The 17025-nt window shown below is 69.9% G+C and carries 15 protein-coding genes and 2 tRNA genes; 2 read left to right on the top strand and 15 right to left on the bottom strand.

The genetic code is table 11. From position 1 onward, the window contains the following. Positions 1-41: 41 nt before the first annotated feature. The 11 genes from pstA to AB0367_RS17070 all read right to left on the bottom strand — a co-directional run bounded on the left by pstA (position 42) and on the right by AB0367_RS17070 (position 12093). Entirely contained in the window at positions 42-1157 is a 1116-nt protein-coding gene (gene pstA / locus AB0367_RS17120; RefSeq protein WP_366227263.1) for a phosphate ABC transporter permease PstA, read from the bottom strand. A gap of 25 nt (positions 1158-1182) precedes the next feature. After that, complete coding sequence (gene pstC, locus AB0367_RS17115) at positions 1183-2214, bottom strand: phosphate ABC transporter permease subunit PstC (RefSeq protein WP_366227262.1); 1032 nt, start codon at positions 2212-2214, stop codon at positions 1183-1185. Further along, complete coding sequence (locus AB0367_RS17110) at positions 2211-3035, bottom strand: phosphate ABC transporter ATP-binding protein (protein ID WP_366227261.1); 825 nt, start codon at positions 3033-3035, stop codon at positions 2211-2213. Before AB0367_RS17110 ends, pstC begins: the two co-directional genes overlap by 4 nt. After that, complete coding sequence (locus AB0367_RS17105) at positions 3032-3892, bottom strand: hypothetical protein (protein WP_366227260.1); 861 nt, start codon at positions 3890-3892, stop codon at positions 3032-3034. The genes AB0367_RS17110 and AB0367_RS17105 overlap by 4 nt, the downstream gene beginning before the upstream one ends. Beyond that, complete coding sequence (locus tag AB0367_RS17100) at positions 3889-5019, bottom strand: DUF916 domain-containing protein (protein ID WP_366227259.1); 1131 nt, start codon at positions 5017-5019, stop codon at positions 3889-3891. The genes AB0367_RS17105 and AB0367_RS17100 overlap by 4 nt, the downstream gene beginning before the upstream one ends. Before the next feature lie 170 nt (positions 5020-5189). Next, positions 5190-6917, bottom strand: a complete 1728-nt coding sequence (locus tag AB0367_RS17095; RefSeq protein ID WP_366227258.1) for an Ig-like domain repeat protein — start codon at positions 6915-6917, stop codon at positions 5190-5192. Positions 6918-7000: 83 nt separating this feature from the next. Continuing rightward, positions 7001-8050: a substrate-binding domain-containing protein gene (locus AB0367_RS17090; RefSeq protein WP_366227257.1), complete on the bottom strand. Its 1050-nt coding sequence runs from the start codon at positions 8048-8050 to the stop codon at positions 7001-7003. A 226-nt stretch (positions 8051-8276) separates the two neighbouring features. Further along, positions 8277-8753: a hypothetical protein gene (locus AB0367_RS17085; RefSeq protein ID WP_366227256.1), complete on the bottom strand. Its 477-nt coding sequence runs from the start codon at positions 8751-8753 to the stop codon at positions 8277-8279. Between the two features lie 235 nt (positions 8754-8988). Continuing rightward, positions 8989-9732 (bottom strand): DUF427 domain-containing protein, encoded by a 744-nt coding sequence (locus tag AB0367_RS17080; protein WP_366227255.1) that lies wholly within the window; start codon positions 9730-9732, stop codon positions 8989-8991. 65 nt (positions 9733-9797) lie between these two features. Then, positions 9798-10706 (bottom strand): alpha/beta fold hydrolase, encoded by a 909-nt coding sequence (locus tag AB0367_RS17075; RefSeq protein WP_366227254.1) that lies wholly within the window; start codon positions 10704-10706, stop codon positions 9798-9800. A gap of 94 nt (positions 10707-10800) precedes the next feature. Then, entirely contained in the window at positions 10801-12093 is a 1293-nt protein-coding gene (locus AB0367_RS17070; protein WP_366227253.1) for a condensation domain-containing protein, read from the bottom strand. A gap of 237 nt (positions 12094-12330) precedes the next feature. Here AB0367_RS17070 and AB0367_RS17065 point away from each other — a divergent pair, with 237 nt between their 5' ends. Next, complete coding sequence (locus AB0367_RS17065) at positions 12331-12864, top strand: GNAT family N-acetyltransferase (protein WP_366227252.1); 534 nt, start codon at positions 12331-12333, stop codon at positions 12862-12864. Between the two features lie 26 nt (positions 12865-12890). Here the strand turns inward: AB0367_RS17065 and AB0367_RS17060 are convergent, their stop codons facing one another. The 3 genes from AB0367_RS17060 to AB0367_RS17050 form a co-directional block, all read right to left on the bottom strand. Then, positions 12891-13715, bottom strand: a complete 825-nt coding sequence (locus tag AB0367_RS17060) for a hypothetical protein (protein WP_366227251.1) — start codon at positions 13713-13715, stop codon at positions 12891-12893. After that, complete coding sequence (locus tag AB0367_RS17055) at positions 13693-14631, bottom strand: hypothetical protein (protein ID WP_366227250.1); 939 nt, start codon at positions 14629-14631, stop codon at positions 13693-13695. The genes AB0367_RS17060 and AB0367_RS17055 overlap by 23 nt, the downstream gene beginning before the upstream one ends. 537 nt (positions 14632-15168) lie before the next feature. Beyond that, a tRNA-Met gene (locus AB0367_RS17050) sits at positions 15169-15242 on the bottom strand. A 650-nt stretch (positions 15243-15892) separates the two neighbouring features. Between AB0367_RS17050 and AB0367_RS17045 the strand changes: the two genes are divergently transcribed. Beyond that, positions 15893-16612 (top strand): hypothetical protein, encoded by a 720-nt coding sequence (locus tag AB0367_RS17045; RefSeq protein WP_366227249.1) that lies wholly within the window; start codon positions 15893-15895, stop codon positions 16610-16612. A gap of 316 nt (positions 16613-16928) precedes the next feature. Here the strand turns inward: AB0367_RS17045 and AB0367_RS17040 are convergent. Continuing rightward, positions 16929-17002, bottom strand: a tRNA-Met gene (locus tag AB0367_RS17040). Positions 17003-17025: the final 23 nt, after the last annotated feature.

Raw genomic sequence — 17025 nt, 5'->3', positions numbered from 1 at the left:
CTCGCAATATCAGGGTGGTTCGGCATCGTCATGACAGAGGGTTAGCGGCGGCCGACCCGCGGCCGCGCGAGCCAGCGGGTGATCGCGAACAGCAGCAGCACCAGCACCAGCAGCACCACCGCGGCGCCGAAGCCCCGGGTGATGTTGTTCGGCTGGCCGCTGCGCACCGCGGTGAAGATGTACAGCGGCAGGGAGTTCATCGTGAAGTTGACGGGGTCCCAGTTCAGGAACGTCGAGGCGCCGGAGGTGAGCAGGACCGGCGCCGTCTCGCCGACACCGCGGGCGATCGCCAGGATCAGCGCGGTGGCCAGGCCCGGGCGGGCGGTCGGCAGGACGACCCGGCGGACCACCTGCCACTGCGAGGCGCCGAGCGCCAGGCCGGCCTCGCGCAGGCCGCCCGGCACGACCCGCAGCACCACGTCGGCGGCGCGGGCGATGATCGGCACCATGGTCACCGAGATCGCCAGCCCGGCCGCGAAGCCGCTCTTGGGGAAGTTGAACGCCACGATGAGCGTCGTGTAGATGAACAGGCCGGCGAGGATGTCCGGCACGGCGGTCATCGCCTCGACCAGGGTCCGCACGATCCGGGAGAACCGGCCACCCACCTCCGTCATGTAGACGGCGGTCGCGATGCCCAGCGGCAGCGAGATGACCACGGCGATGCCGACCTCGATGAACGAGCCGACGATCGCGTGCAGGATCCCGCCCTGGTCCAGCGGCGCGTCGCCGGGCACGCCGGCCATGTCCTTGGTGTAGAAGCTCAGGTGCGGCAGCGCCGGCGCGCCCCGGTAGAGCGTGTAGAACAAGGTCAGGGCCAGGCTCAGGCCAACGAGCCCGGCACCGGCGTGCAGCGCGGCCGACGCGACCCGGTCGGCCACCACGGGGCGCGGGTTTCCGACCGCCGTGACGACGGCGTAGAGCACGACGAAGGCCAGGTACCAGCAGATGAGGAAGCCGGTGAGGCCGGACAGCAGCAGCACCTGTGTGTAGAACAGCCAGGTCAGCGCGAGCGATCCGGCCCCGGCGCCGATGACGCTGGCCCGGTCGTCGATGGTCTTGCTCTGCAGCTTCCGCGGCACGTCCGGCGGGATCTCCGGCGCCGCCGCCGGCGGCGGACCCGCTTGCGGCACCGGGTCCGCCGATCGGTTCTGTGGCATGACGGCCGTCATGGCGCTCCCCCGCTCAGATCTCGGTCGACGCGCCGCTGCGACTGCGGCTGACGATGACGGCGGCGATCGTGTTGACGATCACGGTGATGACGAACAGCACGAACCCGGCCGTGAGCAGCGCCGACAGCTGGATCGCGGTGGCCTCGCCGAATCGGTTGGCGATCAGCGAGGAGACGGTGATACCGCCGTTCTCCAGGATTCGCACCTTGAGGTCGAAGATCGGAGCGATGATGAGCAGCACCGCCACGGTCTCACCGAGCGCACGGCCCAGGCTGAGCATCGTGCCGCCGATGATGCCGCCGCGGCCGAAGGGCAGCACGACGGAGCGGACCATGCCCCACCGGGTCGCGCCCAGGGCCAGCGCCGCCTCGCGCTCGCCGATGGGGGCCTGCGCGAAGACCTCGCGCATGACCGCGCAGCCGATCGGGATCGCCATCATCGCCACGGCCACCCCGGCGATGAAGATGGAGCCGGTGTACCGCGCCTGCGCCCACATCGGCGCGTCGGGGTCCGTGTTCACCCTGAACAGCGGGATGAACCCGAGATTCTGGTGGATCCAGTGCGCGACCTCGAGCAGGTAGGGCTGCAGCATGAACAGGCCCCAGAGCCCGTAGACGATGCTGGGCACCGCCGCCATGAGGTCGACGAGGGCCACCAGCGGGCCGCGCAGCTTCGCCGGGGCGTACTCGCTGATGTAGAGGGCACTCGTCAGCGCCAGTGGGAAGGCCACAATCAGGGCCACCGCGGCGACGAGGAACGTGCCGAGCAGGACCTCGGACATGCCGACCTGGTCGCGCTCGGGCTGCCACTCGTTCTCGACGAAGAAGTTCCAGCCGTACCGGCGCAGCGTCGGAATCGCCGCGATGGCGAGCATGAACCCGATCGCGCCGAAGATCACGAGCACGAACGCACCGATACCGGTGCTGCCGATGCGGAAGATCCGGTCGGCGAGCGCCGGCCGGCTGACGAGGCGGCGCGGCACATCCTCCGCGTCCGGCCCGCCAGCGTTGTCATGGAGGTCCTCGACCGCCTGCAGGTCGCTCATCCGAACCTGCCGTGCACGTAGTCGGCGGTGCGCGGGTCCTGCGGGTTGCCGAACATCTCTTCGGTCGGCCCGTGCTCGACGATGACGCCGGGCTGGCCCTGCTCGGCCAGGAAGAACGCGCACTGGTCGGAGACCCGGTTCGCCTGCTGCATGTTGTGCGTGACGATGATGATCGTGACCTCGGCGGCGAGCTCCGTGATGGTCTCCTCGACGACCCTCGTCGAGGTCGGGTCCAGCGCCGAGCAGGGCTCGTCCATGAGCAGCACCCGCGGGCGCACGGCGAGCGACCGGGCGATGCACAGCCGCTGCTGCTGGCCACCGGAGAGCGCGCCGCCGGGCTGGTTCAGCCGGTCCGCGACCTCGCGCCACAGGCCGGCCTTGACCAGGCACTCCTCGACGAGGTCGTCCTTCTCGGCGCGGCGGGCCCGCTTGCCGGTGAGCTTGAGCCCGGCGACGACGTTGTCGTAGATGCTCATCGTCGGAAACGGGTTGGGCTTCTGGAACACCATGCCGATGTCCCGGCGGGCCTCGGTGATGCGCCGGCCGGCCGCGTAGATGTCCTCGCCGTCGAGCAGCACCTCGCCCGCGAGCTGCGCCGAGGCCACCAGCTCGTGCATCCGGTTGAGGATGCGCAGGAACGTCGACTTGCCGCAGCCGGACGGGCCGATCAGCGCGGTGACCTGCCCGGCGTGCATGGTCAGCGACACCCGGTCGAGCACCTTGCGCGTGCCGAACCAGGCCGAGATGTGCCTGGCGTCGAGGCTGGCCGGCGGCGGCACGTCCGAATACGGCGCCTCGGCGAACTGAAGTGTCTGGGTCATGACCGGCTCCCGGTACGGACGTTGCGCCGGCGGGCGGCGACGAGTGCGGCGGCGCCGAGCGACACGAGGCCGATGCCGACGCCGGCGATGAGCAGGATGTTGAGGCCGGTCCGGGGCAGGCCGCCGCCGGGCGAGCCGGGCGGCGACGTCGACGGCCCAGCCGAACCGGACGGCCCAGCCGACCCGGACGGCCCCGGCGTCCCAGGGCCGCCGCTCACGTTGACCAGGATCGGTACCCCCTCTTCACGGGCCGGCGTCCCGATCGCCAGCCGGAGGCCGTCCGCGAGCCGCACCGACCCCCGGGGCCCGGCGGCGGCGTCGGACCGTGCGCCGCGCAGCGTCCAGGTGTCGCCCTCGATCTTCAGGTCAGCGGTCGCGTACGAGCTGTTCAGCGTCGGCTCGTTGGGCACGCCGAGGTAGATCCGAAGCTGGACGAGGCCGTCCCAGCGAGTGGGGTACCGCTCGATGAACTCCGCGAGCGACAGCCCCTGCGCCGGCGCCTCCACGGTCGGGTGCGCCGCGTCGGCGTAGGTGCTCGCTCCGGTCAGGTACGTGCCCGCCCACAGCTGTGGGTCGACGCCCGACCGCGGCTGATAGGCCAGCAGGCTCGCCTTGCGCCCCTCCCCGTCGTACGGGACGGGCGCGGCGGCCTGGCTGACTGCCTTGGCCACGAACGGCTTGTCGGATAGCTTGCCGGACGTCTTGACCTTGCCGTCGCCGCCGTAGAGCACGATCGCGCCGGTGGAGCGATCGTCGTGGTAGGGCACGCGCGCCTCCTGCTTGCCGCACGCGGTCAGCGAAGCGAGGGCGGCGGCGACGGCCAGCAGGGCCGCGCCGGTCGAGATGCGCCGGGTCACTTGGCGGCCCCGGCGCTCGCCCCGGCCTTTTCGGATGCGCTGACAGCCGGCTTACCGACCGCGGGCATGTCGCGGATGCTCCGCGTGGGCCGCTTGGGGCCGCCGGCGCTCGGCCGGGGCGGGGTCGGCGGGGTCGGCGGGGTCGGCGGGGTCGGCTTCTTGGGGTCGTCACCCTTGCCCTTGCCGGGGCGCGGCCGGCCGAAGCGCAGGCGGATGAGCACGGCCAGGCCGGCGAGGACGGCCACGATCAGAAGCGTCAGCAGCCACGGCACGGCCCAGATGGTCACCGACGCCTTGGCCGCCGCGATCTGCTGGCCGACGGGTTGCGCCGGGTCCGGGTAGGGCTCGAGCTCGACGTTGGCGTCGATCGGACCGGCCGGGAAGACGCCGTCGATGTGCGCGGTGTACGTCACGCGCTGGCCGGGCAGCAACTCGGCGAGGTCCTTGCGAGCCTCGCCGCCCAGGCGGGTGCCGAAGATCGCGGACGTCACGGTGACCCGGGCGTGGGTCGACAGCCGGATGTTGCCGGTGTTGACGACCGTGTACGTGACGTCGACGCCGCCCTTGCCGATCGGGTTGGCGACGCCGTTGTACGTCGCCTGGACCTTCTGCGTCTCGAGCGTGGGACGCAGCAGCCCGGCGATCCTGAGGTACAACCGGACCGCCACGCGGGTGTCCAGCTTCACGTCGGTGCCGCTGGTGGCCAGAGAGACCACGACGCCGCCGGCGTGGTCGCCCGGCGTGGCGTTCGCCGGCACGTCGATGAGGAACGGCACCGAGACGCTGGCACCGGCGTCGATGTCGACGGTCTGGCTCGGGAACTTCATCCACGAGCCGATGTCGATCGGCTTCGTGGCGGCGGGGAGCAGGTCGAACGCGCCGGTGCTCGTGTTGAACGCGTCGGTGCCGTAGACGACGAACGAGGCACGGACCTTGCTGGAGTTGGTGATCAGCACGTGCTCCTCGACCTTGCCACCCGGGTCGCCCTGCAGCGTGTAGTGCGTGCGCCGGTCGGGTTTGCCCTCAGCGTTGGCGGGCCGCACGGACCACACGCGATTACCGTCGTCGCTGGGCTCGGCGCGCGCGGGGGCACCGGCCAGCAGGAGCGCGGTCACGGTCGCGAACACAGTCACGAACATGCTGGCGAGACGGAGATACGGCTGGCTCGTGCGGGCTGATTTCATGACTGGTTCCGTTCCGGCGCTAACGAGGTGGGACCGCAGATGCTGGGAGCCAGGCCGGCCGGAGAACCGGCCGACCTGGCACTTTGCGGTGCTGTCGCGGTTTGGGCCGCGTGTTACGGGCTGACCAGGGTCAGCGTGAGGGTGCTCTGGTACAGACCGGTCGGGGACGTGTCCGGAATCCGCAGCTCCACGGAGGCGCTGAGGTGCTGGGTGCCCAGACCGTTGCCCGGGGCGGCCTTGGCGAACAGGCTGCTGGTCTGCAGACCGTCGCTGCCGGCCGTCTTGAGCTTGGAGTCGACCGGGGAGCCGGCCGCCAGCGTGCCCTCGGCGTCGCCGCCGGTGGCGAGAGCGGGCGCCCAGCCGAGGTTGCTGGCCGTCACCGTGGTGGAGCCGTTGATGAAGTTGCTGGCCTGGCCGTTGAGCGTCCAGCCGTCCTGCGTCGGACGGGTGTCGTTCACCGACACGCCGGTCAGCGAGCCGGTGAACACCCAGGCGTGACGGTGACCCGTCGGGTCGGTCGCCTGCGCCGGGTGGCCGTTCGGGTCGTTGACCGGAATCTGGGTCAGGTGCACGGCCGTGCCGGACGCGACCTGCAGCGACAGGGCGCCGGCGAAGGGCTCGGTGTTGTTCTGGGCGTCGACCGGCACGGCGGCCGAGTTGCTGCCTACAACGGCGTAGTTGATGATCGACGAGGACGACGACTGGACGCCGCCGACGCTCGGCGAGAACGTGGCGATCAGCAGGTGGTTGCCGATACCGAGGCTCGCGGTCAGGGTCGCGGCACCGGTCGCGGCGTTGTAGTTGCCCGCGCCGAGGTCGGTCGCGCCGTCGAAGAAGTGCACCGAGCCGGCGGTGCCGAGCGGGGCGACGGACGCGGAGAGGTTGACGTCGAGCTTGCCGTTGCTGCCGGCCGCCGTGCCGCTCGGCGGGTTCACCGAGAGCGTGGTGGTGGTGGGCGTGCCGGCCGGGTTCACCGTGTAGGCCAGCACCGAGGACGTCGAACCGTTGAACGAGTCCGTGTTGGCCGGCGTGAACTGCGCGGTGAACGAGTGGTTGCCGTCGGCCGGGGTGGTCACCAGGGTGGCGGTGCCGGTCGTGGCGTTGTAGGTCGCGGCGCCGAGGTCGTTGGCGCCATCGAAGATGCGCACCGAACCGGCGGTACCCGCCGGCGCCACCTTGGCGGTCAGGGTGACCTGGCTGCCGTGGTTGGCCGGGCTGTTCGGGCTGGCCGTCAGCGTGGTGGTCGTGTTGGTCTTGCTGCCCGGGTACACGACCTCCCAGGTGCCCGCCGCCGGGTTGACCTGGATGTCGACCCGGTAGTAGTTCGTGTTCTGCGGCTGGCCCGGCGCCGTGGTGATGAGCCGCAGCTGGTAGATGTTCGCCAGGTTCGCGGCCGTCTCGGTGTTCGGGTTCGACGCGATGTAGCTCGCGAGGCTCGGCACGCCGGTGACGCCGGTCGCGACCGCGTTCGACGAGGTGTTCAGCGGGGCGGGAGCGTTGGCGTTCGGAAAGTTCTGCGCGCTCGTCAGCAGGCCGCTGACGAACTGGTCCGGCGGAGTGTTGGCCTTCGGCGTGGCCACTCGCAGGAACGCGCGGCTGTCGCCGTCCCGGCCGTGCCCGTCCGCCTCCGCGTAGGCGACGATCGGGCTGTCGGTCACGCTACCGCCAGTGATGACCTGGCCGGCCGCGTTGTACAGCGTGAGGCTGCCGCTCACGCTCGGGTCCGGCTCGAACGGCGGCGTGATGGTCGCCGCGAACGCGCTGCCCCCGCTCACGAGAACGCCGGCCGCGACGACCAGAGCGGCCGCCCCGACCATCAACGACCTCGAGCGAATGCCCACTTGGGGCTCCCTTCCTGTGGGAACCGGCCGGCGGCGCCGACCGGGATTGCGGACCTGCGAACGAGCTGGTGGTGCTACCGACGTCAGGCGGTGTGGCACAGGCCGGCGTCGGCGTACTGGTAGGTGAAGCCCGCCGCGTCCTCGATCAGCGGCTGCGCGAGGAACGACTGCGACAAGAACCCGCCCGGGGCGAAGAGGTCCTTGTTCCACTTCGCGTTGATCTCGTTCTGGCGCACGACGACGTACACCGGGCGCGTCGTGGAGAAACCGGTGTTGAAGAGCTTCACCGGGTCGACGCTCGGCCGGGTGCCGCCGTTGAAGTACCCGTTGTGGATCATGACCAACCGAGCGGTCGAGAACGGCGCGATCGCGTTCGCGTTGCCCTGGATCGGCGCCGGGTCGTGCTCCTCGGCCCGGACCACGTCCGCGCGAACCTGGGCCTCGGTCAGGCCCAGCTGCTGGATGAAGAACTGCTCGGTGCCCGAGGTGGACGGCGGCAGGATCGGCACGATCGGCGTGTTGGCCGCCCCGGACGGGCCGTTCCAGCCGGTGACCTGGCCCCAGTTACGGATGGTGCCGGTCGCCGAGTAGATCTGCACCAGGTCGGCCTTGCTGATGCCGTTCGTGCCGGCGTTGGTCGTCACCTGGTTCGAAACCGCGATCTTCAGGCCGTCCAGCGCCAGCTGGTAGCAGTGCAGGCCGCCCCAGCCGTTCGCCGCGGCGGCGTCGTCCTCGGCCTTCGTCGGCGGACGCGACATGCGCACGAACTGCACCTTGTGCGTCGCGCCCTTGTCGCTGTTGTTCAAGAAGCTGACGCCACCACCGGTGCCGTTGGGCCGGGCGACCGGCACGGTGCCCGCACGCAGCACCACGCCGGCGCCGTTGGTCAGCTTGCCGTTCGCGTCGCCGGTCGCGTCGAAGTTGATGACGCGGCCGCCGGACGCGTTGAAGCCCGGGTTGCCGAGGTAGTCCCCGTCGGCGAGGAAGTTGATGGCGTACTGGATCGTGTCCGATCCGACGCCGACAACGTCGACGGCCTCGGGGGCGTGGTCGGCGTGCGCCGGGGTGGCCTGGGTGAGCATGAGGGCCGTGACCCCCAGGATCCCGAGACCGGCCTTGCTGAGTCTTCTCATTGAAGAGCCCTTCCGCCTTGCCGGAGTTCCCTGACATTTCTCCTGCACCCAGCGAATGGATGCGGAAGGCAGGCTGGCAGTCGCGAACCAAATATCGGGAGTCGAATCATGAACGACGAATGAAGCATTTTTTGCGCCCTTTGGAAGGCAGGCGCGACCTACCCGGTCACCATTTCGGCCACCGCAATCGGATGATGTGCTCAGATATTCGGCGAAACGGGCGGGATCAGGCGACCCGCCCGGCCGGATCGCGCCGCGCGCCACGTTGCGGCGGCGTCTCCATCGCGCCGTGGGTCATTCGCTCGACCGCCCGGGGTGCCTCGCGCAGCAGCCGCCGGCCCTCGGTCAGCAGCGCGGCGGGCAGCGCCGCCAGAAATCGCCCGAGGTTGTACTGGCACTCGCGCGCCCGCAAATACGAGCGGTGCGAGACCGCGACCGGCGCACCGTCGAGCTGAACCCGCCACACCCAGTGGCCGCTGCTGCCCAGCGCGCTCGACACGGCGCTGAGGCGGTCGGCGGCGCGCACCAGGCCGAGCACGGCCTCGCGGCACTGCTCCTCGGTGCCGAAGGTGCGCTCCCCGCGACCCAGGATCCGGTTGTTGGGCGAACACAGCATCCATGCGGTCCGTTGTTGCCGGTCCGCGACATACTCGTCATCGTCGGGTGTGACGATCGCCAGGAAAATGAACCGCGGCGGCAGCATTTGGACATTCCTCCCCGAATGTTCGTTACCGGCACGCCGGGACGCTCGTAGCATGCCGGCGCGCAGGCCACCGTGCTGAACATTCGATATCGGCGATGACGGGCCGCGCGTAACTGATCGCACGCCGGACATGCACGAGATGAACATCAAGAAACGGGGAGTAATCCATTCAGCAGAAATGGCTGACCGAACAGGCGATAGCCACGACAGCCTTAACTGTGTCTTAGGTGCTCGCTCAGTCGGCCGGGCGGGGCATCAGCACGCCGTCCGCATACGTGTCGACCCGCTCGTTGTAGAAGCACACCAGGCCGGCGATCGACCGGCTCTCCGGCAGGGGCGTCGCATACGACCACGCGACGTCCGGGTGCAGCGCGCCGCCGACGCGGGCCGACCAGTACTCCGCCGTGCCCTTGTACGGGCAGCCGGTGGCGGAGTCGGTGCGCTCCAGCAGGTCCATCCGCACATGGGGCTTCGGCAGGTAATACCGCACCGGCAGCCCGGTCTCGAACAGCAGCCGCGGCGCGTCGGACTCGGCCACGGTGACACCGTCGATCTCCACCCGGATCCGGCGGGAGCTGGGCAGGATGTCGACGCGGGTATACGGGTCGCGCGGGTGGACGAAGACCTCCTCGTCCTCCTCGAACCAGGCGTCCATCGCGCCCCACTCGAAGCGGTAGTGACCGCGGAGCTCCTCGATCGGCGAGTCCGCGTAGTGCAGCGCCCCGCCCGGCGCGGTGCGCCCGCCGGCGGCGACCGTGTGCACCGCGGCGTCGCCCCGGCTGGGCGAGTGCCTGACCTCGCCGTCCGGGACGAGCATCTCGGCGCGCACGTCCGCGGCCGGGAAGTAGTACGCCGGGTAGTGCGGCGTCTCCCACACCAGCAGCGGTGCCACCGTGTCGGCGACCGGCACGCCGCCCAGGTAGGCCCGGACGCGCTTGGCGCCGGGCTCGACGCGGACCCGTCCCCGCTTCGTGGTCATACCCTCATTGTCCACGCACACGTACCAGCATGTGCCCCGCTCGCGCGGTCAGCCCGGCCCGAATCTCAGCGCCGGCGGGCGGATCCTTCCGCCCAGGGTGACCGGCCGCGGTCCATGCTCCGATCCAGGAACCCGGCGATCAGGGGCGCGGCCTCGTCCAGGTGGGACTCGAGCAGGAAGTGGCCGCCGTCGAGCAGGTGGATCTCGGCGTCCGGCAGGTCGCGGCGGAACGCCTGCGCGCCGGACGGCCCGAAGATCCGGTCGTTGCGCCCCCACACCGCCATCAGCGGCACCTGCGACGCCCGGAAGTAGTCGTGGACCGCCGGGTACATCACGACGTTGCTGGGATAGTCGGCGAAGAGCGCGAGCTGCACCTCGTGGTTGCCGGGCCGGCTGACCTGCGCGTGGTCGTGCAGCCACGAGTCGGGGTCCACCAGATCCGGATTCGGTACCCCGTGCACGTACTGCCACCGGATGCCGCGCTCGCTCAGCGCCTCCAGCAGGGGCTCGGCGTTCTCCGGGGTGCGGCTCTCGCAGTAGCGCCACAGCGGCTCCCAGAACGTGTCGACGAAGCCCTCCTCGTAGGCGTTGCCGTTCTGCGACACGATCGCCCGGACCTGCTCCGGATGGCGCAGCGCGAGCCGCCAGCCGGTCGGCGCGCCATAGTCCTGCACATACATCGCGTACTCGGCGATGCCCCGCTGCGCCAGGAACGCCTCGACCACGTCCGCCAGCCGGTCGAAGGTGTACTCGAACTCGGTCACCGGCGGCGCGCTGCCCAGCCCGAAGCCGATCAGGTCCGGCGCGATGACGTGGTAGTCGCCGGCCAGCCGCGGAATGAGCTCGCGGAACATGTGCGAGCTGGCCGGCGCGCCGTGCAGCAGCACCACGTGCGGCGCGGCCGGATCGCCGGCCTCGCGGTAGAAGACGGTCTGCCCATCGACGTGCGCGGTGCGGTGATGAACGTGAACCACGGTCGCACTCTGCCCCGCCGGCCGCTGGGAAACCGCCGGCGGCGTCGCCTTCGCCGGATTTCACTCACGGGGGCGATCGGGCGACCTGCCGGGTTCAGTCGATCTTCGTCGGGGTCTGCGGGTCGACGGCCGCGGCGACGGCGACCTCCTCCATCTCGTTGGCCAGGGCCGCCATCTGCGGGCGGGGCACGTAGTGCGTGTCGGCGAGCACGAGCAGCGCGACCGCGCCGGGCGCGTCGTCGATGGTGACCATGAGACGCTCGTTGAAGTACGGCAGATCCGTCCAGCGCGGCGCCGAGGTCTGCGGCAGCGCGGCCCGGAGCACGTCCAGCGGCGGCGCGGCGGTGACAGTGGACTGCGGCATCGGCGACGGGCGGTCGTTGTAGTAGCTGCCGAGCTCGACACCCTTCGCCGCCAGCAGGGCCTTCCACTCGACGACGTCGAAGTACGCGTGCTTGTAGGCGTTGACCGAGGCCCTGCGGGTGCGGGCGATCGCCTCGTCGATGGTGATCCCGGCGAGGTCGGCGACGAACAGCCCGGTCTGGCTGATGTTGCTGACGATCGCGGACAGCCCGGGCCGGAACCGGTTGCTCACCAGCAGTTGGGCGACCACCGGGTTGACTTCGGTGATCCGGGCGGTGGCGACCGCGTACACACCGAGCAGCACGGTCCGCGCGTCGACGCTCAGCCGGGCCGCGATCGTCTGGATCGCCAGGAACATGGCCGGTGACTCGATTTCGAGCTGCCAGTACCGCGGGCCGTCGACCGGGACCGGGTCGCGGAACTGGCGGGCCGGCACCCGGTCGAGCAGCCCCGCCCAATACGCCAGCGCGGTGTTGCTCTGCCGCCGCCCCGCCGGGCTGCGCTGGTGCCCAGCGAGCTCCAGCGGTTGCATGCCGACCGGCGCCGTCGAGCGTCCGGCGAAGTCGGCGTACATCGCGAACCCGCCCGCGGCGTCGGTGGCGAAGTGGCTCAGCACCATCACCAGGTGGGTGAGCACCCCCTCGCGGCGCACCAGCAGCATGCGGATCGGGAACTCGCGCTCGTAGTCGAACGCCGCCGCCTCCTGCCGCGCGACGAGGCCCGGCACGTCCACGTCATCGTGGATCTCCAGTGGTACCTCACCCGAGTCGACGACGACCTGCAGCGGCCGCCCGTCGGCCGCGAACCGCAGCAGGGTCCGCATCGCCTGGAACCGGCTCGTGTAATAGCGCAGCATCTCGGCGAACTCGCCGATGGTCGCGCCGGGCGCGAGCTCCTGCACCGCTACCATGTTCATCGTCTCGCCCAGGGCCTGCATCGCGCCCCAGATGTGCTGCTGCCCCCAGGTGAGCTCCCCGACGCCGGAGCCCGGCCCCGCGAAAGACACCATGATGCGGTCCGCCATACCGCCTCCAATCAGGGCCCCAGTATCGGAGACGGCAGCGCCGCCCGTCGATCGTCCGCGCGGCCCAAACATTCATACCAATCGAAGCATTGAATATGTGTGCCGCTCGGCATATCCGTAGCGTCGCGGACGCGCCACACGTGCGGCGACCGTCGCCGGCATCGGCGCCCATCGCTCACTGCCGGCTTGGCATCACGTTCCGCTCACCACTCGCCCGCGGTACGGCATCATGGTCCGATGGCGACTCCCACCCCGGCGCTGCGGCTGCGACACTGGCGCGACGACGACCTCGACGCGTTCTTCGACCTCTACTCCCGCTGGGAAGTGATACGCCACCTCGGCCCACACCCGCGGCGGGCGCTCCAGGACCTCGACGAGGCCCGGCAGCGTCTCACCCGCTGGCACGAGCGCGGGGCGGACCTCCAGCCGCCGTACGGGCTGTGGGCGATCGTGCCCGACGGCGAGGACCGACCGGTCGGCACCGTGCTGCTGCTGCCGTTGCACGACGCCGCCGGCCCGACCGACGAGGTCGAGATCGGCTGGCACCTGCACCCCGAGCACCAGGGCCGCGGCCTCGCCACGACCGCCGCCCGGCGGCTGCTTGACCAGGTGGACCGCCCGGTGCTCGCCCTCACCGATCCGGACAACCACGCTTCGCAGTCGGTCGCGCGGCGCCTCGGCATGCGCGACGAGGGCCTGACCGACCGCTGGTTCGGCCTGACCGCCCGCCAGTTCCGCACCGTCACCGAATCCGGCCGGAAAGCTCCGTAACGGCGTAACCAGAGCGCGAGTCGCGCTCAGCGACTTGCGGCCACGAGTTCTTCGGCCAGCGCCGCTACTGCGGCCGAGACGATCGCAGGTTCTCCAACTCCTTCCTCCGCACGACCCGCCATCGTCGAACCGGGCGCCTCAGCACCAGCGGCGAAGAGTTCTGCAAGAAACACCAGCGCCTGCTTGGTGACTGGCCCAGCCAGATCATCGGCTCTCAGCCGCGTCAGCGTGGCAGCAAGTCTGTCGGTAGGGACGGCGACCAACAGCCGATAGACATCGTGCGCGTCCTTGTCCACCAGTCGCCCGGGTGCCGCTTGACGCTCTCCGAGCTTGTGTAGCTTGGCGACGAGTAGTGCAGCCGGACCCGCGACGTTGGCCGTGCAGACACGAGGGTCATCGGACGCCAGTGCAGGTATGTCGATGGCTAAATGATCAACAACAGCTGCTTCCAGCCCAACCGCTCGTCGGGCTGCGTCCTTGCCGTGTGGCGGGATTCGCGCTCCGCGGCGTCCGGCCCCACCCGCAAGAGCCTCTGGAACCATGAGATCGACCGGGATACCTTCGGCACTGAGCCATGCCCCGGGCTGGCGCGCCTGGAGATCGAGGTGGAAGCCTGCCGCGCGCATCGCCTCCTCCAACCGCGGCTCATCCTCCAACACCCGCGTATTGAGAGCGAGGTCAGAGTCCTTGGTTGCCTCTGCCAGCGCGACGGGCGCGGCGCCGGTATGCAGATAGATCGCCTGAGCGCCCACCACGATCACCGCGTCGAGATGTTCCCTGAGGGCAACGAGCGCGTCAAGCAACGCACCACGCGCAGCGACCAGAAGGTCAACGTCGCCATTCCGGTTCATGCTTCTCCATCCAGTCGAGAAGGGCCTGCGCCTCGGCCGGGCTTCGTCCTGGCCCGGTGAGCAAGTCGACAGCCGTTTGAGTCGGCGCCGCATAGCGCACGCCATCGTCGTCGACCGCACGCGCAAACACGGCGGGATACCCACCCGCCGCAAGAAGGACGTTGGCGCCACTGTCGACGGGCCGGAGCTTGAGTTGCTCGGCGGCCTGCTCTGCGACATCAACGTAGATCATCGCCAGACGTGCGGGGGCATACGGCGCCAGCCGGTGGGCGGCGAGCGAGCCGGTCACCACGTAGGGCAGTTGGGACGATTCCTGGAGACGATCCAGCAACGCAGGCAGACCTCGCGGGTAGAGGTACGCACCGACGAGGTTGCTGCGCTGAAACCCATAATCTTGGCTCCATCGCTCAAGTAAGCGACGCCACGCCACGTTGGTGATCGGGCCGCGCGGGTCGCGGTCGATGAAGGCCTCCTGCTCAAGAAACTCCACCACGCGGTAGGTGGCACCGGTCGATGCACCAGACCGCCGCACCAGTTCCGGGACGGTCATCGGCGGCGCGAAGTCCGCCAGCGTGCGAACAACCAGGGCCGCCGGAGCCCCCTGCAGCGTTCCGCGGGGCCGACCTGGACCACGCCACGGATCCTGATCCGCGCCCCTGTCGCGTAGAAACAGCGCCGGACCGGCCAGGACTACGTGCATATTGCCAGTCGCGTCGACATACGAAACTCCGCGATCCTCAAGCCAGGCGCGCGCGGAAGACCCTATGTACCGGGCCACGAGCAGCGGTACCGGCCGCTCGCCACTAGATGCCGCATAGGACCGAAGCTGTTCGAGGATGCCTGGAAGATCCCGTGTCACCACCGCGCGTTTCGCCTCAACGACGAACACGGCCTTGTCGCCGTCGGGGGCGACCAACTCAACGACAGCATCGACCGCGCTACCTGAACTTCCGTCGCGAAGAGCACGGGTAACCCATCCCGGTGGCAAGCGCTCCGCGACGAGGCCGAGAGTACGGCGCAGGATGTCAGCCTCACGCTCTGGCGGCCCAGCATCAGATGCTCGTTGCGGGGACGATCGCATGTGGCGTCCCTCCGTTGTTCGGGTAATTCGCTAGTTCCGCTCTGAACGGAACAAGCCTATACCCAGAGATCGGGCTGGGACCTAACTTCGGCAATCCGGCCTCGCGACGTCCTGCTCGGACAGGACTTTCAGGGATTCCGGGCGGGTGAGGGGGTGGATCTCGCCGTAGCGCAACGCGAGCGAGGCTCCCCTCCCCACCAGGAAGTGAACGCCAACAACCGCGACACACGCACGCCCCGTAAGCCACCACGGGCTTGAGGGGGCGTGGGTGGAGCGAAGCTCCCCCACCCCCAGGAGCGAGCGAAGCGAGCGGACAAGGCTACTCATCAAACAGCGAACGCCCCCTGCGTGAGCAGGAGGCGTCCATATGAGTAGCGGGGACAGGATTTGAACCTGCGACCTCTGGGTTATGAGCCCAGCGAGCTACCGAGCTGCTCCACCCCGCGTCGGCTCCAGTAGCGTACTTCGTCGATCACCGCGCACCAAATCGATTACCGGCTACGGATGGTCATCCCCGTTGCCGCGAAGTGGTAAGGCGGGCGTCACCCCGTGACCAGGCAGGCGGTGCGCAGCGCGTGGGCGGTAGCGCGGTCGCCAGTTGCTGCGCGTCCGGCATTTGGCGCGACAAAGACCCGCAGGCCCCTGATCGCACGCGCGCCTTCGAACGTCGGCGCCGACAAGCACCGCGCACCGGGACGCCACCGTCTCGCCGGTGCGGCTCGGCTGCTCGCGGTAGGCGGCGCCCGCACCGGCGGCCGCCCACCCGTGGCTGAGGATCTTCCTGGCCGAGGCGGTCGAGGCGGACCGGGCGCGCCTGACCGCGGCCCAGCCAGCAGGACGGCGGCTGGAAGGTCGACCATCCGGTCTCAGCGCCGTCGCCCTGGAGTTGCGCGGCATCGCTACCGTTCCCGCCGTGTCGATCCTGCGCGGCGCTCCACTCTGACCAACGCGACTCCCACGCGACCGGGCGAGCACGCGTGCGGCAGAAAGTCCGGCCTTCCATGGACCGGTTGCCGCCATGAGGCATTCGATGATGATGAACGCCAGGTAGCGCCGTTCCGAGGAGGTCACGTTGACAGACGGCTCATCCGGACCCATGCCGCGGCCGGCCGGCCCCGCCGCCGACTCGACGCCCTCCGAGAACCGCCGCACCCGAAGCCCCCAGACCGTCCTTGCCCTGATCGCGCTGGCCGGAACGCTGGCCACGCCGATCCTCGGCTATCTCCTGGGTACAGCCAACACGGAGAGCGACACCAAGCAGCAGACCATTGCTGATCAACAAGCGACGATCGACAACCTGCGCGCCGAGAACGGCTTGCTTCGCGCGCAGGTTGCGAATCCAGTCGGCCGGGTCGACTGGATCCCGTCCAGTCCCGGCCCGAGCCCATCCAGTCCGGGCCCGAGCCCATCCAGTCCCGGCCCGTCCCCGGAGGTCTGGAAGCGGCATCGAAGCGGGACGCTCACCCTCCCGTTCCTTTACTGCGCCGACCTGGACTCCGACGCGCAGGACTGGCTGGTAACGAACACGGACTGCGGCAACGGCCGCGACGTCCTGCTCGGACAGGACTTCCAGGGGCTCCGGGCGGGCGAGGGGGTGGAGCTCGCCGTAGTGCAACGCGAGCGAGCCTCGTTCGCGGGATGCCGCGCCGAAAAGGCGCTCAGCACAGCGGTCCCGTACAGCCAGCTGGGGCCGAAGACCCTCGTCTGCGCACGAACCACGGAGAACAACGTGGCGCTGCTGGAGGTCGTGACGATCGACGGCGTACCGGAGCAGCGGGGGAAAGTCACCTTCAACGTGACCCTCTGGGGCCCGTAACCCGCACCGGCAGCCTCCCCATGCCGTCAACACGGCCGGGTGCTACGCGCGGGCGCGGGCCCAGCCTCGGACACCCGCCATGCGTTCCACGCCCGTCGAGCGGAGCCCGACCAGGAACCGCTCGACCGGATCGGACTCCCACCAGGAAGTGAACGCCGAAAACCGCGACGCACGCACGCCCCGTAAGCCACCACGGGTTTGAGGGGGCGTGGGTGGAGCGAAGCTCCCCCACCCCCAGGAGCGAGCGAAGCGAGCGGACAAGGCTACTCATCAAACAGCGAACGCCCCCTGCGTGAGCAGGAGGCGTCCATATGAGTAGCGGGGACAGGATTTGAACCTGCGACCTCTGGGTTATGAGCCCAGCGAGCTACCGAGCTGCTCCACCCCGCGTCGGCTTGTTCACATTAGCGCAC

It is taken from the genome of Dactylosporangium sp. NPDC051484, assembly GCF_040689395.1.
In the GTDB taxonomy this organism is placed as follows: domain Bacteria; phylum Actinomycetota; class Actinomycetes; order Mycobacteriales; family Micromonosporaceae; genus Dactylosporangium.
The sequence above is the reverse complement of the archived record's forward strand: the minus strand, read 5'-3'. Positions and strand labels throughout refer to the sequence as shown.

Bases quoted from the DNA above. Each gene is read 5' to 3' on its own strand.
- AB0367_RS17080 (WP_366227255.1), bottom strand. From the start codon at position 9,732: ATGACCACGAAGCGGGGACGGGTCCGCGTCGAGCCCGGCGCCAAGCGC.
- AB0367_RS17045 (WP_366227249.1), top strand. From the start codon at position 15,893: ATGCCGCGGCCGGCCGGCCCCGCCGCCGACTCGACGCCCTCCGAGAAC.
- AB0367_RS17110 (WP_366227261.1), bottom strand. From the start codon at position 3,035: ATGACCCAGACACTTCAGTTCGCCGAGGCGCCGTATTCGGACGTGCCG.
- pstA (WP_366227263.1), bottom strand. From the start codon at position 1,157: ATGCCACAGAACCGATCGGCGGACCCGGTGCCGCAAGCGGGTCCGCCG.
- AB0367_RS17070 (WP_366227253.1), bottom strand. From the start codon at position 12,093: ATGGCGGACCGCATCATGGTGTCTTTCGCGGGGCCGGGCTCCGGCGTC.
- AB0367_RS17065 (WP_366227252.1), top strand. From the start codon at position 12,331: ATGGCGACTCCCACCCCGGCGCTGCGGCTGCGACACTGGCGCGACGAC.
- AB0367_RS17090 (WP_366227257.1), bottom strand. From the start codon at position 8,050: ATGAGAAGACTCAGCAAGGCCGGTCTCGGGATCCTGGGGGTCACGGCC.
- AB0367_RS17085 (WP_366227256.1), bottom strand. From the start codon at position 8,753: ATGCTGCCGCCGCGGTTCATTTTCCTGGCGATCGTCACACCCGACGAT.
- pstC (WP_366227262.1), bottom strand. From the start codon at position 2,214: ATGAGCGACCTGCAGGCGGTCGAGGACCTCCATGACAACGCTGGCGGG.
- AB0367_RS17060 (WP_366227251.1), bottom strand. From the start codon at position 13,715: ATGAACCGGAATGGCGACGTTGACCTTCTGGTCGCTGCGCGTGGTGCG.